Genomic DNA, 14,091 nt, shown 5'->3' with positions numbered 1-14,091 from the left:
GCTGCCAGTTCTTCGGCGAGGTGTTCTCGGAGATCCCCTCCGCCGAGCGGCTGCGGCAGATGCAACGGCGCGCCTTCGACAGGCTTGGCGACCCGGACCGCCTCGCGGCAGAGGCGAACGCCCGCCCGCCCGCGCCGCCGCGGCGGCCAGCCGGTCCTGTACCTCGATCCGCTCTACCTGCTCTACGGCGGCCTCCAGAGCGAGGACCACGTCATGATCCTCGACCTCTCGACGGTGACGCACCCGCACTGGCACAACCCGAACGTCGCCCGCGCCTACCGGGCCGCCTTCGACCTCATCGCGCGGCGCCGCCCCAACATCCTGGCGATCAGCGAGAACACGGCCGACACGCTCTATGCCAATTACGGCATCCCCCGCGAGCGGATCGCGGTCGTGCCCCTCTACGTCCCGGACCACTTCACGGCGCACGCGGCGGTCACGCCGATCCACACGCCGTTTCCCTACGTGCTGTTCGTGGGCAGCGTTGAGGCGCGCAAGAACCTGATCGGCGCGATCGAGATCTTCGCCCTCAGCGAACTCGCGCGGAAGGGCTACCGCCTCCTCGTCGTCGGCGGGGCCGGCCACGGCAACGCGGAGATCCAGGCGGCTGCCGCGCGGGCGCGCTCCGTCATCTTCTGCGGCTACCTCTCCAACGAGGAACTGCACGGGCTCTACGCCGAGGCCACCGCCTTCCTCTATCCCTCCTACCTCGAAGGCTTCGGGGTGCCGCTGCTCGAAGCCCTGCATTTCGGCGTGCCGGCGGTGGCCTCCACCACGGGAGCCTGCCCGGAGGTGGGCGGCGGCCTGATGCGCCACTTCGATCCCGACGACCATGCGGGCTTCGCCAACGAGTTGCGCCGCCTCGTCGCCCTCTCGCCGGAGGAACGGGCAGGCTACCGGGAGAAGGCCACGTCGTGGATCGCGGGGCGCTACGCGCTTCCCCATTACGAGCGCGCCCTCAAGGCGTCCCTCGATGCCAGGCGGCCCGAGGCACGGAACGTTCCCGGGCACGAGGCCGCCTGAGATGCCGGTCCCACCCGCGAGCCTGCTCGCGCCGCTCGCCCGACGCGGCCGGGACTGGCTGTTCGAGGCGGCCTTCCCCCTCTGGCAGGAACGCGGCCTCGACCGGGACGCGGGCGGCTGCCACGAGCGGCTCGCCCTCGACGGCACGCCGACCGGCCACGACCGCCGGGCCTTCGTGCAGGCGCGCCAGGCCTATTGCTTCTGCGAGGCCGGCCGCCTCGGCTGGGACGGGCCGTGGCGGGAGGCGGCCCTGCACGCGGCCGGCTACCTCATCGACCGCTTCCAGCGGCCGGACGGGGCGATCATCCACGCGGTCGATCCGGCGGGGCGGCCGGTCGACGGGCGGGTCGACCTCTACGACCAGGCCTTCGCCATCTTCGCGCTGGCCCACGTCCACGCCACCTGCGGGGCCGACCCGCACCTGTCGGAGCAAGCGCGGCGGGTGCTGGCGCACCTGCGCGAGGCCCGCGCCCATCCGGGGGGCGGCTTCACCGAGGCCGGCGCCGGGCCCTTGCGTCAGAACCCGCACATGCATCTGCTGGAGGCGGCTTTGGCCTGGATGGAGGCGGGCCGGCCGGAGCCGTGGACGGAGTTGGCCGACGAAATGGTCGGGCTCGCCACGGAGCGCTTCGTCGACCGGCAGACGGGCGCCCTGTTCGAGTTCTTCGAGGCCGACTGGTCGCCCGCGGGCGGGCGGGCGGCGGGCGTGATCGAGCCGGGGCACCAATACGAGTGGGCCTGGCTGCTGGAGCGCCGGACCGCCCTCGGCGGCCAAGACTTCTGGGAGCATCAGGCCCGACTCTACGCCTTCGCCGAGGAGCACGGCCGCGACGGCCTGCGGGGCCTCGCCCTCCACGACGTGGACGTGACCGGCCGCGTCACCGGCCGCCACGCCCGGATCTGGGCCCAGACCGAGCGCCTGCGTACATCAGTGATGCTGCTGGCCCGGCGCCCGGACCAGCCCCCCGGCGCCTGCCTCGGCGCGGCGGTGGAATCGTTCTGCGCCCTGGAGGGCTTCCTCGACGTGCCCCTGCGCGGCCTCTGGCGCGACCGCCAGGACGCGGATGGCCGCTTCCCCGACGCCACGGCCCCGGCCTCAAGTTTCTATCACATCGTGACCGGGCTGACGGAGCTGATCGGGTTCTGCGAGGGCGCTCCGCTTTCCCGGACGCCTGACGCGTGAACCGCGGGCCGGCGCATTACCAAGCCGCGTCGGCGGCTCGATATCGATCGCGTAGGGGCTCGACGCTGCGCGGAGCTTCGTGCCAGCCACCGGGCGGGTTCCGCCGACACGCCACCCTTCCGGGGAACGGGCGCCTCAGGACCCTGAAGAACCGATAGGACATCGCATCACGCCGGCTTCTCGGCCCCCGCCGCCAGCGGCAGGTCGATGGTGAAGCGCGTGCCTGCGCCCGGCTCGCTCTCCACCGCGATCCGCCCGTTCAAGGTCGTGGCGACGAGGTTGTAGACGATGTTGAGCCCGAGCCCGGTGCTGCCCTCGCCGCGGCGGGTGGTGAAGAACGGATCGAACACCTTGCCGAGGTGCTCGGGCGGGATGCCGCGGCCGTCGTCGGAGAACACGATGCGCAGGCCGTCCTCGCCCTCGGCCGCCACGGTGAGCCGCAGCAGGCCGTGCCGCCCATCCGGGTAGGCGTGCACCACCGCGTTGAGGATCAGGTTGCTCAGCACCTGGGCCAGCGCCCCGGGATAACTCTCCAGCACGATCCCCTCCGGGCACGCGACCTCGACGGCGTGGCCCTTGCGCCGGACCAGGGGCCCGAGGCTGCTCAGCAACTCGTGCAGCCAGCCAGCCACCGCGAAGCTGCGCCGGTCGCCCGTAGCTTGGTCCACGGCGACCTGCTTGAAACTGTGCACGAGGTCGGCCGCGCGGTTCAGGTTGGAGAACAGCAGGCGCGAGCCCTCGGTGATGCGCCCGACGCTCGCCGTCAGTTCCGAGCGCAGGATGCGGCCGGATTCGAGGGATTGCGCGATGCGCCGCACGTCGGCCTCGATGGCCGTCGAGGTCATCACCGCGACGCCGATGGGCGTGTTGATCTCGTGGGCGACGCCGGCCACGAGCTGGCCGAGGGAGGCGAGCTTCTCGGCCTGGATCAGGCTCGCCTGCGTCTGCCGCAGGGTCGAAAGCGTCGCCTCCGCCCGGCGCTTCTCCTCCCGCAGTTCCGTGGCCGTGCGGAACTGGCGCCGGGCCTGGATCTCGCGGGCGGCCACCGAATACATCGCCAGCGTCACCGAGGTGCCGATGACGAAGTTGTTGACGAAGGGCAGGCCGGGCCGCTCCGGAGCGGACAGGGCTTCGCAGATCGCGAAGGAGACCCAGGCCGCGAGGCAGAACAGGGCGAAGTAGGGGCTGCGCATCGGCAGCAGGGTCGCCACGAACAGGACGATGATCAGCATGCCGGCCGCGCCGTAGGCGAAGCCGTGCTCCAGCATGGCGAAGATGAGCGACAGGCAGACGGCCGGGACGACGCAATAGGCCAGCAGCAACCATTCGAGGCGCCTCTGCGCCGCGGGCAGGAGCGTCAGGGCGGTGGCCGGCAGCAGCACGGCGAGGATGACGGACACCCGCACGAGGTGCGTCGTGCCCCACCCGGCCCGGTCGATGGTCCAGTCCCACAGGGCGAAGATGTAGTAGACGAAGGCGCCGAGCAGCATGGCCGCGCGGGTGATGCGCAGGTCGTGCCGGATAAAGCTGCGGACGAAGCGCTCCTCGTCGCGGGCAGCCTCGAACAGCAGCCCGGCCCGGATCAGCAGATCGCGCATCGTCGCCGCATCGGCTGGGACGTGGTCGGTGGCACGGGCATCCGTCCGCGGGAATCGGTCGTACCGGCATAGGGCCGCGCGGCCCGCGCGGGAACACCCATCCGGGCCGGCCGGGCAATCGGTTGCGGACAGCCGATCCGGCGGACGGCCTGGACAGGACCGGTGCGCGGCGCCAGATCCGCGGGCGCAACCGTTCGCGAGATCAGCATGGCCGACGAGACCTCCCCGCCCGTCCTCGACGACGCGACCCTGGCCTTCGCGGGGCGCGTGTTCCAATACGCCCGCATGGGCCATGCCGAGGAACTCGCCGGGCTGTTCGGGCAGGGCCTGCCGGCCAACCTCCGCAACGACAAGGGCGACAGCCTCCTGATGCTCGCCGCCTATAACGGCCAGGCGGAGACGGTCCGCGTGGTCCTGGAGGCCGGGGGCGATCCGGAACTCGGCAACGACCGCGGCCAGACGCCCCTCGGCGGAGCGGCGTTCAAGGGCGACCTGGAAATCGCCCGGCTCCTGCTCGCGCACGGCGCCCAAGTGGACGGCACCGGAACGGGCAGCCGCACCGCCCTGATGCTCGCGGCGATGTTCGACCGCGCGGAGGTCGTCGAGCTTCTGCTCGCCCACGGGGCCGATCCGGACCGGCGCGACGGCGGCGGCCAGACGGCCGCCGAGATGGCGCAGGCGATGGGGGCGACGTCGACGCCCGGCCTCCTGGCAGGCATCGCACGGTCGGCGCTCTAGAAGGGTCGACGCGAGACGTGGGTGCCCGTTCGTTATCGAAGAGAGCGTCCAACCGAAGACCGGGGACGCCGAACTGATGCAATCCGGTCTAAAACGGCTTCGCCATCACCCCGAAAAGCCTGCCGTTAACCAAGTCTTATTCGATCGAACCCCTACTCGTTTCCATGTTCCTTCGGATGTGCCTGGAGCCTGTGGTGAAGATCGGTATCCGTTCCCGTCTCTACGGCGGCTTTGCCGCCCTCGTCGTCCTCGCGGGTGGGATGGGGGGCTTCGCCTACTTCCAGCTCACGAGCCTCGAGGAGACATTCGCCCTGCGCGGCCGCATCGAGCGGGCCGCGCGAGACCTCTACACCGTGAACGGGCTGACGGACCGCTTCATCGGACAGAGCACGGAATACCGAGCCCGGCCGACGGCGGAGCAGGCCGAACGCCTGACCGCCAGCCTGTCCACGATGGCGCAGCTTGCCGAGGAGCTCACCGGGCGGGCGATCAGCGAGGAACGGCGGGCCGCCTATGCGGGCGTCCGCAACCGGGCGAAGGGCCTGACCGCACAGATGCCGAAGCTCTTCGACCTCGGAACGCGCATTCGCGAGAACAAGGCGAAGCTGTTCGTGTCCGGCGACGGCCTGACGAAGGCCACCAACGCCCTGGTCGGCGAGATCCGGGCCGGCAGCGACGAGGGGGCGACCGCCCAGGCCGCCGCGACCGAGGCCGCGATCCTCCTCGTGCGCGTGACGAACTGGCGCTTCCTCGCCACCAACGACCCCAAGGGACCGGAGACCTTCGCCGCCAACGTCGCCAAGGCCGAGGGGGCGATCCGCAAGCTTCGCGGCCTCGACCTGTCCCCGTCGCAGGTCCGGTTGCTCAAGCCTGTCGAGGAGGCGCTCGACGGCTACGCAGCCGGCTTCAAGGCGACCGCGGACGCCCTCGTCGCCACGGACGCGTTCTACGACACGGTGCTGAAGCCGGAAGCCGAGGGCATCAACGCCACGGGCCGCGCCGTCCGGGCCAAGCTAGAAAGCCTGCTCCTGGAACTCGCGGGGAAGAGCGATGCCACGATGGGCACGAGCAAGGCCGTCCAGCTCGGTCTGCTCGGCCTGATCCTGCTGATCGGCAGCGTGCTCGCCATCCTGATCGCACGCAGCATCATCCAGCCGATCCGCGGCATGACCGGGGCGATGAGCCGCCTGGCGGCCGGCGAGACGGCCTTGACCGTACCCTCGCAGGATGCGGTCGACGAGATGGGCGAGATGGCCCGGGCCGTGGACGTGTTCCGGCAGAACGCCATCACCCGCGTCGAACTGGAAGCCGCGCAGGTGGTCGAGCAATCGGCCCGCCAGCGCCGGGCCGACCGCGTCGACCAACTCGTGCGCGGCTTCGAGGCCCGGATCGCCGGATCGCTCGATATCGTGACCTCCGCCTCGACCGAACTCGACGCCACCGCCCGCGCCATGACCGGTGTGGCCGGGAGCACCAACAGCCAGGCCCTGGCCTCCAGCGCTGCCGCCGAGGAGACCTCGGCCAACGTCCAGACGGTGGCCGCGGCCGCCGAGGAGATGGTCGCCTCCCTCCAGGAGATCGAGCGGCAGGTCCACCGCTCCAACGAAGTCGCCAACCTCGCAACCCAGGAGGCGCAGGCCACCGGCGTCTCGATGGCCGACCTGGCCGCCGCCGCCGAGAAGATCGGCGAGGCCGTGACGATGATCTCCAGCATCGCCGGGCAAACGAACCTGCTCGCGCTCAACGCCACCATCGAGGCGGCGCGTGCCGGCGAGGCGGGTCGGGGTTTTGCCGTGGTCGCCTCCGAGGTCAAGGAACTCGCCGGCCAGACGGCGCGGGCGACGCAGGAGATCTCCGCGCAGATCGCCGCGATCCAGGCGGCATCGAGCGGGGCGCTCTCGGCGATCCAGCAGATCGGCCGGACCATCCACGCGGTCAACGAGATCACGGGCAGCATCGCGGAGACCGTCGTCCAGCAGACCGCGGCCACGAACGAGATCTCGCGCAACGCGGCGGAAGCCGCCCGCGGCACGCAGGACGTCTCGATGAACGTCGCCCAGGTCCTGGCCTCATCGTCCGAGACCGGCAGCGCCGCCGAGCAGGTCCTTTTGGCCGCGGCCGAACTCGCGACCCAGTCCCTCAGCGTGAAGCAGGACGTGGACGATTTCCTCGGTGCCATCCGCGCGGCCTGAGGCGGGGACGATCGCACGGAGGGCGGCGCCGAGCCCTCCGAGATTGACGGACCGGGCATCCGGGCTAAGGACCGTCCGACAGTCGGTGCGCCGCGGCTCGGCCGCGCGCACGAACGACGGGACCGGGAGCCAGACGCCGTGCCGAGATCATTCGCAGCCTTCCGCCTGCGCGCGGCCGTGTCCGCCATCGGGATCGCCGCCGCCACCCCACTCCCGGCCGCGGAGGCGCCGGGCGAGTGGCCGATGTTCGGGCACGACCACACCAACCGGAATTTCTCCGATCTCGCGGGCATCGACCGGAGCAACGTCGCCCGCCTGCGCCCGGCCTGGATGTTCCAGACGGGCGTGACCGGCTACTTCCAGGCCCAGCCGGTGATGGTGGACGGGACGCTCTACCTCTCGACCACGCAGAACAACGTCGCGGCCCTCGACGCCAGGACCGGCCGGGTGCTGTGGACCTACACGCACAAGGCGCGCACGGAAAAAATCTTCGGGCCGCCCTCGAACAGGGGGGTCGCGGTCTCCGGCGGCCTCGTGTTCCAGGCGACCATGGACGGGCGCGTGATCGCGCTGGACGCCAAGACCGGCAAGGTCGCCTGGGACCACGAGGCGGTGCGCCCGGAGGAGGGCGAGACCGAGACCGCCTCGGGCCTCGCGCAGCAGCTCGGCGGCAAGCCGGTGCAGGGTTCGAGCCGCCTCGGCTTCAAGATGCCGCCGCTGGTGGCGGGCGGCCTCGTCATCGTCGGCGTGAGCGGGGCGGGCTACGGCCTGCACGTGGAGGACGAGGCGGGCGGCCTCGACGGCGGCTCCGTGGTGGGCATCGAGGGTGGCTACGGCCGCCGCGGATGGCTCGCCGCCTACGACGCCGGGACCGGGCAGGAGCGCTGGCGCTGGTACGTGACCAAGGAGGACGGCTGGGAAGGTGCCTTCTCGGAAAAAACCGGCGACGGCATTCCGCTGCACCGGGACATTCCGGCGGAGAAGGCGGCAGCACCCGCCAACCGCCAGGCGTGGCGGGTGGGCGGCGGCTCCCTCTGGATGACGCCGGCCTTCGACCCCGACCTCGGCCTGATCTACGTCGGCACCGGTAACCCGGCGCCGCAGAATTTCGGGCTCTCCCGGCCAGGCGACAACCTCTACACCATGAGCCTCGTGGCGCTCGACGTGAAGACCGGGCACCTGCGCTGGTACTACCAGCAGGTGCCCCACGACGAGTGGGGCTACGACGTGGCGGCCCCACCCTTCCTGATCGACCACAAGGGCGCGGACGGGCCGGTGAAGGCGGTGGCCTCGGCCAGCAAGACCGGCTGGATCTACGTCCACGACCGCGCCACGGGGAAACTCCTCGCGCGCTCGGCGCCGCTGATCGCGCAGAAGAACCTGTTCGAGCCGCCGAGCACGACAGGCACCGTGGTCAGCCCCGGCCCCCTCGGCGCCGTCTCCTGGCCGCCCACCGCCTTCGATGCGGCCAGCGGCCTCGCCTACGCCCAGGTGCGCCACGGGGCCGCGACCTACACCGTGAAGACCGTGCCCGCCGGCCCCGATCGGCCGGAGATCCGCTACACCGAGACCGGCGAGGCGAGGGCTGAGCCGAGCTTCAGCACGCTGACCGCCGTGGACCTCGGCAAGGGCGGCTCCATCGCGTGGTCGGTGAAATCCGCGAGCCGGCTCTCGGGCGGGACGCTGGCGACCGCCGGCGGCCTCGTCTTCTCCGGCGAGGAGGACGGCCATCTCGACGCGCACGACGCGGCCTCCGGCCAGGTGCTCTGGCGCTTCCAGTGCGGGGCCGGCATCAGCGGTCCGGCGATCACCTACAGCCTCGACGGCCGGCAATACGTGGCGGTGGCGGCCGGAGGCTCCTCGTTCACCAAGGGCTCCGGCTTCGGCACCGGGGACGCGCTGGTGGTGTTCTCCCTGCCGGAGTGAGGGCGCCCCTCAGGCGATGACAGGGCGGCGCACGGCCCGCATGCGCAGGCCGAAGATCGCGAGCAGCGCCATGCCGCAGGTGGTGCTGTTGGCGTTGAACAGCGAGTTCTCGAACGAGGCCGTGAGGATCGCCAGCAGCCACAGGCGCAGGAACAGCAACGTCGGCGGGTCGAGGGCCTTGCCGCCCGCGGCACGCTGGAGGTCGCGCACGGGAGCGACCATCAGGGCCACCACCGTGAGCAGCAGGCCCGGCAGCCCCATCACCAGGGCGGCGTCGAGATAGGCGTTGTGGGCCTGGGTCGCGGTCTGGACCCAGTCGGATTCAGAGCCGGAGCCGTAGATCGTGCGGTCGGTGAGCCAGAACGCCCCGTAGCCCCAGCCCTTGACCGGGTGCTGCATGATGTTCTCGATGGCGAAGCTCCAGATCTCGTTGCGGGCGGTGAAGCTCGCATCCGGCAGCACGAGGTCGAGGACGGCGCGCACCGGGGGCAGCAGGGTCGCCCCGATGGTGGCCACCGCCATGACCGCGACGGGGCCGAGCAGCATCAGGCCGCGCATCGCTCCGCCGCGGAAGTAGCCGCACAGGTTCGTGACCAGGAACACCACCGGCAGCACCGCCAGGGCGGTCTTCGAGGCGGTACTGGCCAGGAACACCAGGGACGCGGCCACGATCACCCAGCCGAGGAAGCGATCCCGGACGGCGGCGACGTAGAGGCCGCAGACCACGAGCATCGCCATCGCGGCGCCCGCCTCGTTCTTGTGCGGGAAGACGCCGCGCCAGAGGCCGATGTGGTTGTACTCGTTGGTCACGTCGTAGGCCGAATGGATCGTCAGGCGGGGGGCGAAGGCGATCCCGAGGTAGCAGGCGGCCAGGATGATCCCTGCCGCGATCGCCAGCGCCGAGGCGAATTGCCGGGCCGAGCGCGCGACCACTAAAAGTCCGGCGGCGAGGAAGGCCACGATGGCGTAGAGGGCGATCCGGCGCACGGACAGGGACAGGTCCGTGGACAGCACGGTCGAGACCGCGAGCCAGCCGGTGAACAGCAGCAGGGGCGGGCTCGCGAGAGGGCGCAGCCGCTCCGCGCCGAGGCGCAGGACCGCGAGTCCCATCACTCCGCCGAGGGCGAGGAACAGCACCTGCGTCCAGAGGTTGCCGCCCTCCGCGACGGAGAGCAGGTCCCGGTCGGCGAGGTCGGTGAACCAGGCCCGGTTCCAGAGCGCGACGAGCACGACGGCCATCAGGCCGACGCGCAGGGCGTCGGGCATGTCGCGGGCGGCGGGCGCGCTCGCGTGACCACTCACAATGCCGGCGGTCGCTGACACGCCTGTTCCTCTCCCGATCCCGCTTCCCGGCGAGCCTACCCCCGGACGCGCCGGCCGGTCACGGGAAACCGCGCGGCGGGGGCACTATGCTGCGGGTAACCTTGATGCCCGCCTGCGTCAGCGCGCCCGCATCGTCACCTGCTGCCGGCTCAACGCCTGGCCGCGCAGGAAGGCGGCCATCTCGGCGAGTTCCGGCGCCTTGGAGCGAAAGGCGACCGAGAGGGCGAGCAGGGTGTCTGAATGGTCGAGGCCGGCATAGATCCGCTCCTGCACCGGCACGTGGGCGGCGCGGAGCCGTTCGGCCAGCCGCGCGGTGTTGCGCGGGCGGACCAGGGTGTCGGCATCCCCGGTCGCCAGGAAGGTCGGGGGCGAGCGGGGGCCGACGAAACCGATGGGCTGCGTCGCGGCCTTGTCCGGGGCCTGGCCGAAGACCTTGATCGTGGTGTCCGTATCGAGCGGCAGGAAGTCGTAGGGGCCGGACAGGCCCGCCACCGCCCGGATCACCTTCGGATCGACGCCGGCGGCCCGCAGGTAGCGCTCGTCGAGGCCCAGCATCACCGCGTTGTAGGCGCCCGCCGAGTGGCCGGCGAGCACGATGCGGTGCGGGTCCCCGCCATAGGCCGCGATGTTCTCCCGCACCCAGGCGACGGCCCGGGCACCGTCCTCAAGGAAGCCGGGGAAGGGGGCCTCGGGATAGAGCCGGTAATCCGGCAGCACGGTGACGAAGCCCTGCGCGGCGAGCGCCTGCCCGACGAAGGCGTAGTACTCCTTGGCGCCGCTCTGCCAGGAGCCCCCGTAGAAGAACACCAGGACCGGGGCGTTCTCGACCGCCGCCACCGGCACGTAGACGTCGAGCTTGCGCCGCGGCCCCTCGCCGAAGGGCTGGTCCTTGGCGGCCTGCCGCCCGCCGGAATCGCGCGGGCCGATCGCGTCGAACAGGGCCAGCGCCGAGCAATTGGCGAGCCCGAAGGCCGCAAGACCGAGGCAGAGGATGCCGGCGAGCGTGGTCAGGACGCGTGTCATTCGGTCTCCGTTTGCCCCTACGACCGTAGAAGGCCCGCCGCTCTGGGCGGATTCATGACCGGAAAGCGGCCGAGCTCGGCCTTCGCGGCCGGGTGGTGGGGTCAGGTCCGCAGGACGATGCAGGCACCGCCGACGCTGCGGATCTTGCCGCACAGGCCGTCGGCCGCCTGACGGCTCTCGGCCGGGATGCGAACACGGTAGAAGGCGCGGGTGCCGCGGTTGCGCAGGCGCGTGCCGATGATCATCGGGCGTACGTCGCCGATCACCTTGGCGTAGGTGGCGCGCGTGCGTGAAAAGCTCTGGAGGGCCAGGGACTTGGAGAAATTCCCGGCGAGCTGGATGCCCCAGGGGGCGGCCGGGCCCTCGTTCTGTCCCAGGGCGAAGCGGTCGCCGCGAGAGGGGATGCGCAGGGCGGCGGTGACCTGGAGGCAGGTCTGGGCGGTCTCCGGCTCCGGGAGCTTGGACTCCGCTGCGGGCTTGGCCTCCTGTGCAGGCTTGGGGGCCGGCGCACCACCTTCGGGGAACTCGATCGCGCCCTTGGCACCCCCGCGCCAGTCCTCGGCCGGCGCCCCGGTGATCGCGACGACGTAGGCGCGCGTTTCGGCCGGCAGGCCGCCGCTGCCGGCGAGCCAGTTCGTCACGCGGGTGGCGCCGCCGTTATAGGCGGCCGCCGCCAGCCCGAGATTGCCGAACTGGCGCTTCAGGTCGGCGAGCAGGTGGGCCGCGTGCGGGATCGCCTGCTCCGGGTCGAACGGGTCGGTCAGCCCGCGCTCCCGCGCCGTCCCCGGCATGAACTGCGCCACCCCTTGCGCGCCGGCAGGACTCACCACGCCCACGCGAAAACTGCTCTCGCGCCAGATCAGCCGCGTCAGGAACGGGATCGGCAGCCCGCGCGCCTTGGCGGACCCGTCGATCAGCCGGCACAGGGCCTGCTCGACCGTCTCGGTGGCGCCCTCGGAGGGGAGGGCGGCCGCGGGGGTGGCGAGGAGGAGCGTGGCGAGGAGGGCCCAAGCGCCACGCATCCCTCCCCCCTTCGCGGGGGAGGGTGGGCCGCGAAGCGGGTCGGGAGAGGGGAGCGCCATGTGCAGAGAGGGAGCTCTCCTCTCCCGACCCTCGCCGACGCGAGGGCCACCCTCCCCCGCAGAGGGGGGAGGGGGAGGCGCGCGGAAAATTCCGAAAGGCTCGATCACCCGCCGGGTTCTAGCGTGTCCGACCTAACGATCAATGCAGGTTACAGCCGCACGGCCGAGGCCGTGAAGGATGAGCGAATCCCCCGTTCGCCCTCACACCCCGGCCGCGCTATAAAAGCGGACGCGACCAGCGCCCGAAAACGAGTGTGATGACCGAGCCGTTGCTTTCCGTCGAGGACCTCTCGGTCGCGTTCCGCTCACGAGAGGGCGAGGCGGTCGCCGTGGACCGCATCAGCTTCACCATCGCGCCGGGGGAGACGGTGGCGCTGGTGGGCGAGTCCGGCTCCGGCAAGTCGGTCACGGCCCTGTCGATCCTGCGGCTGCTCGACGGGGCGGCGGTCCAGACCGGGCGCATCGTGTTCAAGGGGCGCGACCTCGCGGGGCTGCCCGAGGCAGAGATGCGCAAGGTCCGCGGCGCCGACATCACCATGGTGTTCCAGGAGCCGATGACCTCGCTCAACCCGCTCCACAGCATCGAGCGGCAGATCGGCGAGGTTCTGGACCTGCACCGGGGACTCACCGGCAAGGCGGCCCGCGCCCGCATCCTCGAACTGCTCGAACTCGTCGGCCTGCGCGATGCCGCCCGCCGCATGGGGGCCTATCCGCACGAGCTCTCGGGCGGGCAGCGCCAGCGGGTGATGATCGCCATGGCGCTCGCCTGCGAGCCGGACCTGCTGGTGGCCGACGAGCCGACGACCGCGCTCGACGTGACGGTACAGGCCCAGATCCTCTCCCTGCTCGCCGACCTGCAGGAGCGGCTCGGCATGGCGATGCTGTTCATCACCCACGACCTCGGCATCGTCGAGCGCATCGCCTCGCGCGTCTGCGTCATGCTGAACGGCCGGATCGTCGAGGCGGGCCAGGCGCAGGCCGTGCTCGCCGACCCGCAGCACGCCTACACCCGCCGCCTCGTCGCCTCCGAGCCGAAGGGCCGCGGAAACCCGGTGGCGGCGGACGCCCCGGCCCTGATCGAGGCCGGCCCCCTCAAGGTCTGGTTTCCCCTGAAGGAAGGCTGGCTGCGGCGCACCACCGGCCACGTCAAGGCGGTGGACGGGGTCTCGGTGCGGGTGCGCGAGGGCGAGACGGTCGGGGTCGTCGGCGAATCCGGCTCGGGCAAGACCACGCTGGGCCTCGCCCTCCTGCGGCTCACGGGCTCGGAGGGGCCGATCGTCTTCCTCGGCCGCGACATCGAGCGCTACGGGGTCGCCGCGATGCGCCCCCTGCGCCGGGACATGCAGGTGGTGTTCCAGGACCCCTACGGCTCCCTGTCGCCGCGCATGTCCGTGGCCGACATCGTGGCCGAGGGGCTGGTGGTGCAGGGCGGCCATTCGCGGGCGGAGCGCCGTGCGATCGTCGCCCGGGCCCTCACCGAGGTCGGCCTCGACCCGGCGGTGATGGACCGCTACCCGCACGAATTCTCCGGCGGCCAGCGCCAGCGCATCGCCATCGCCCGCGCCATGGTGCTCAAGCCCCGCTTCGTCGTGCTCGACGAGCCGACCTCGGCCCTCGACCGCTCTGTGCAGTCGCAGATCGTGACCCTGCTGCGCGACCTCCAGCGGGAGCGCAAGCTGGCCTACCTGTTCATCAGCCACGACCTGAAGGTGGTCCGCGCGCTCGCCAACTACGTGCTGGTGATGCAGAACGGCCGCGTCGTGGAGGAGGGGCCGGCCGAACGGATCTTCTCGGACCCGCAGACCGAGTACACCCGCACCCTGTTCTCGGCGGCCTTCGCCTTGAAGAGCGACACGGTCGCCGACGTGGAGCCGGTCTGAGCCGATGCCCCGCGTCCTGCTGATCGTGCTCGATTCCGTCGGCATCGGCGGCGCGCCGGATGCCGCGCACTACGGCGATGCCGGCGCCGACACCCTCGGCCATATCGCCGCGGCCCGCGGCGC

General features: G+C 71.6%; 11 protein-coding genes. 7 read left to right on the top strand and 4 right to left on the bottom strand.

Features of this window, described 5'->3' with window-relative positions; translation table 11 throughout:
• The first annotated feature begins 84 nt into the window (after nucleotides 1–84).
• Nucleotides 85–1,023: a glycosyltransferase family 4 protein gene (locus COGEMETH_RS02470; RefSeq protein ID WP_238181040.1), complete on the top strand. Its 939-nt coding sequence runs from the start codon at nucleotides 85–87 to the stop codon at nucleotides 1,021–1,023.
• Nucleotide 1,024: 1 nt separating this feature from the next.
• The gene (locus COGEMETH_RS02465) at nucleotides 1,025–2,206 is read left to right on the top strand and encodes an AGE family epimerase/isomerase (RefSeq protein WP_238181039.1); all 1,182 of its coding nucleotides are present in this window, start codon (nucleotides 1,025–1,027) and stop codon (nucleotides 2,204–2,206) included.
• A gap of 167 nt (nucleotides 2,207–2,373) precedes the next feature.
• On the opposite strand, the gene COGEMETH_RS02460 is transcribed toward COGEMETH_RS02465, so the two are convergent.
• Complete coding sequence (locus COGEMETH_RS02460) at nucleotides 2,374–3,804, bottom strand: sensor histidine kinase (protein WP_238181038.1); 1,431 nt, start codon at nucleotides 3,802–3,804, stop codon at nucleotides 2,374–2,376.
• A 207-nt stretch (nucleotides 3,805–4,011) separates the two neighbouring features.
• Here COGEMETH_RS02460 and COGEMETH_RS02455 point away from each other — a divergent pair, with 207 nt between their 5' ends.
• From COGEMETH_RS02455 to COGEMETH_RS02445, 3 genes are all read left to right on the top strand, one after another.
• Complete coding sequence (locus COGEMETH_RS02455) at nucleotides 4,012–4,542, top strand: ankyrin repeat domain-containing protein (protein ID WP_238181037.1); 531 nt, start codon at nucleotides 4,012–4,014, stop codon at nucleotides 4,540–4,542.
• 260 nt (nucleotides 4,543–4,802) lie between these two features.
• Nucleotides 4,803–6,734 carry a methyl-accepting chemotaxis protein gene (locus COGEMETH_RS02450; RefSeq protein ID WP_238181057.1) on the top strand — a complete coding sequence of 644 codons (1,932 nt, stop codon included), beginning with the start codon at nucleotides 4,803–4,805 and terminating at the stop codon, nucleotides 6,732–6,734.
• Nucleotides 6,735–6,911: 177 nt separating this feature from the next.
• Nucleotides 6,912–8,660, top strand: coding sequence for a pyrroloquinoline quinone-dependent dehydrogenase (locus tag COGEMETH_RS02445; protein ID WP_238181056.1), 1,749 nt, complete (start codon nucleotides 6,912–6,914; stop codon nucleotides 8,658–8,660).
• Between the two features lie 9 nt (nucleotides 8,661–8,669).
• Here COGEMETH_RS02445 and COGEMETH_RS02440 read toward each other — a convergent pair whose 3' ends face one another.
• From COGEMETH_RS02440 to COGEMETH_RS02430, 3 genes are all read right to left on the bottom strand, one after another.
• Nucleotides 8,670–9,983, bottom strand: a complete 1,314-nt coding sequence (locus COGEMETH_RS02440; RefSeq protein WP_238181036.1) for an O-antigen ligase family protein — start codon at nucleotides 9,981–9,983, stop codon at nucleotides 8,670–8,672.
• Nucleotides 9,984–10,100: 117 nt separating this feature from the next.
• Entirely contained in the window at nucleotides 10,101–11,006 is a 906-nt protein-coding gene (locus COGEMETH_RS02435; protein WP_238181035.1) for an alpha/beta hydrolase, read from the bottom strand.
• 101 nt (nucleotides 11,007–11,107) lie between these two features.
• Nucleotides 11,108–12,028 carry a lytic transglycosylase domain-containing protein gene (locus tag COGEMETH_RS02430; RefSeq protein WP_238181034.1) on the bottom strand — a complete coding sequence of 307 codons (921 nt, stop codon included), beginning with the start codon at nucleotides 12,026–12,028 and terminating at the stop codon, nucleotides 11,108–11,110.
• 317 nt (nucleotides 12,029–12,345) lie between these two features.
• On the opposite strand from COGEMETH_RS02430, the gene COGEMETH_RS02425 reads away from it, so the two are divergent.
• Both COGEMETH_RS02425 and COGEMETH_RS25755 read left to right on the top strand, forming a co-directional pair.
• A complete protein-coding gene (locus tag COGEMETH_RS02425) occupies nucleotides 12,346–13,968 on the top strand; it encodes an ABC transporter ATP-binding protein (protein ID WP_238181033.1) in 1,623 nt (540 codons plus the stop codon).
• 4 nt (nucleotides 13,969–13,972) lie between these two features.
• The coding region (locus COGEMETH_RS25755) for a hypothetical protein (protein WP_373875303.1) at nucleotides 13,973–14,091 on the top strand (119 nt) is incomplete at its 3' end.

The organism is Methylobacterium trifolii, from assembly GCF_022179685.1.
GTDB classification, from domain to species: domain Bacteria; phylum Pseudomonadota; class Alphaproteobacteria; order Rhizobiales; family Beijerinckiaceae; genus Methylobacterium; species Methylobacterium trifolii.
Note: the sequence above shows the minus strand (reverse complement) of the source record. Positions and strands in the feature narration are given on the sequence as shown.

Bases quoted from the DNA above. Each gene is read 5' to 3' on its own strand.
- COGEMETH_RS02460 (WP_238181038.1), bottom strand. From the start codon at position 3,804: ATGCGCGATCTGCTGATCCGGGCCGGGCTGCTGTTCGAGGCTGCCCGC.
- COGEMETH_RS02465 (WP_238181039.1), top strand. From the start codon at position 1,025: ATGCCGGTCCCACCCGCGAGCCTGCTCGCGCCGCTCGCCCGACGCGGC.
- COGEMETH_RS02425 (WP_238181033.1), top strand. From the start codon at position 12,346: ATGACCGAGCCGTTGCTTTCCGTCGAGGACCTCTCGGTCGCGTTCCGC.
- COGEMETH_RS02430 (WP_238181034.1), bottom strand. From the start codon at position 12,028: ATGCGTGGCGCTTGGGCCCTCCTCGCCACGCTCCTCCTCGCCACCCCC.
- COGEMETH_RS02435 (WP_238181035.1), bottom strand. From the start codon at position 11,006: ATGACACGCGTCCTGACCACGCTCGCCGGCATCCTCTGCCTCGGTCTT.
- COGEMETH_RS02455 (WP_238181037.1), top strand. From the start codon at position 4,012: ATGGCCGACGAGACCTCCCCGCCCGTCCTCGACGACGCGACCCTGGCC.
- COGEMETH_RS02450 (WP_238181057.1), top strand. From the start codon at position 4,803: ATGGGGGGCTTCGCCTACTTCCAGCTCACGAGCCTCGAGGAGACATTC.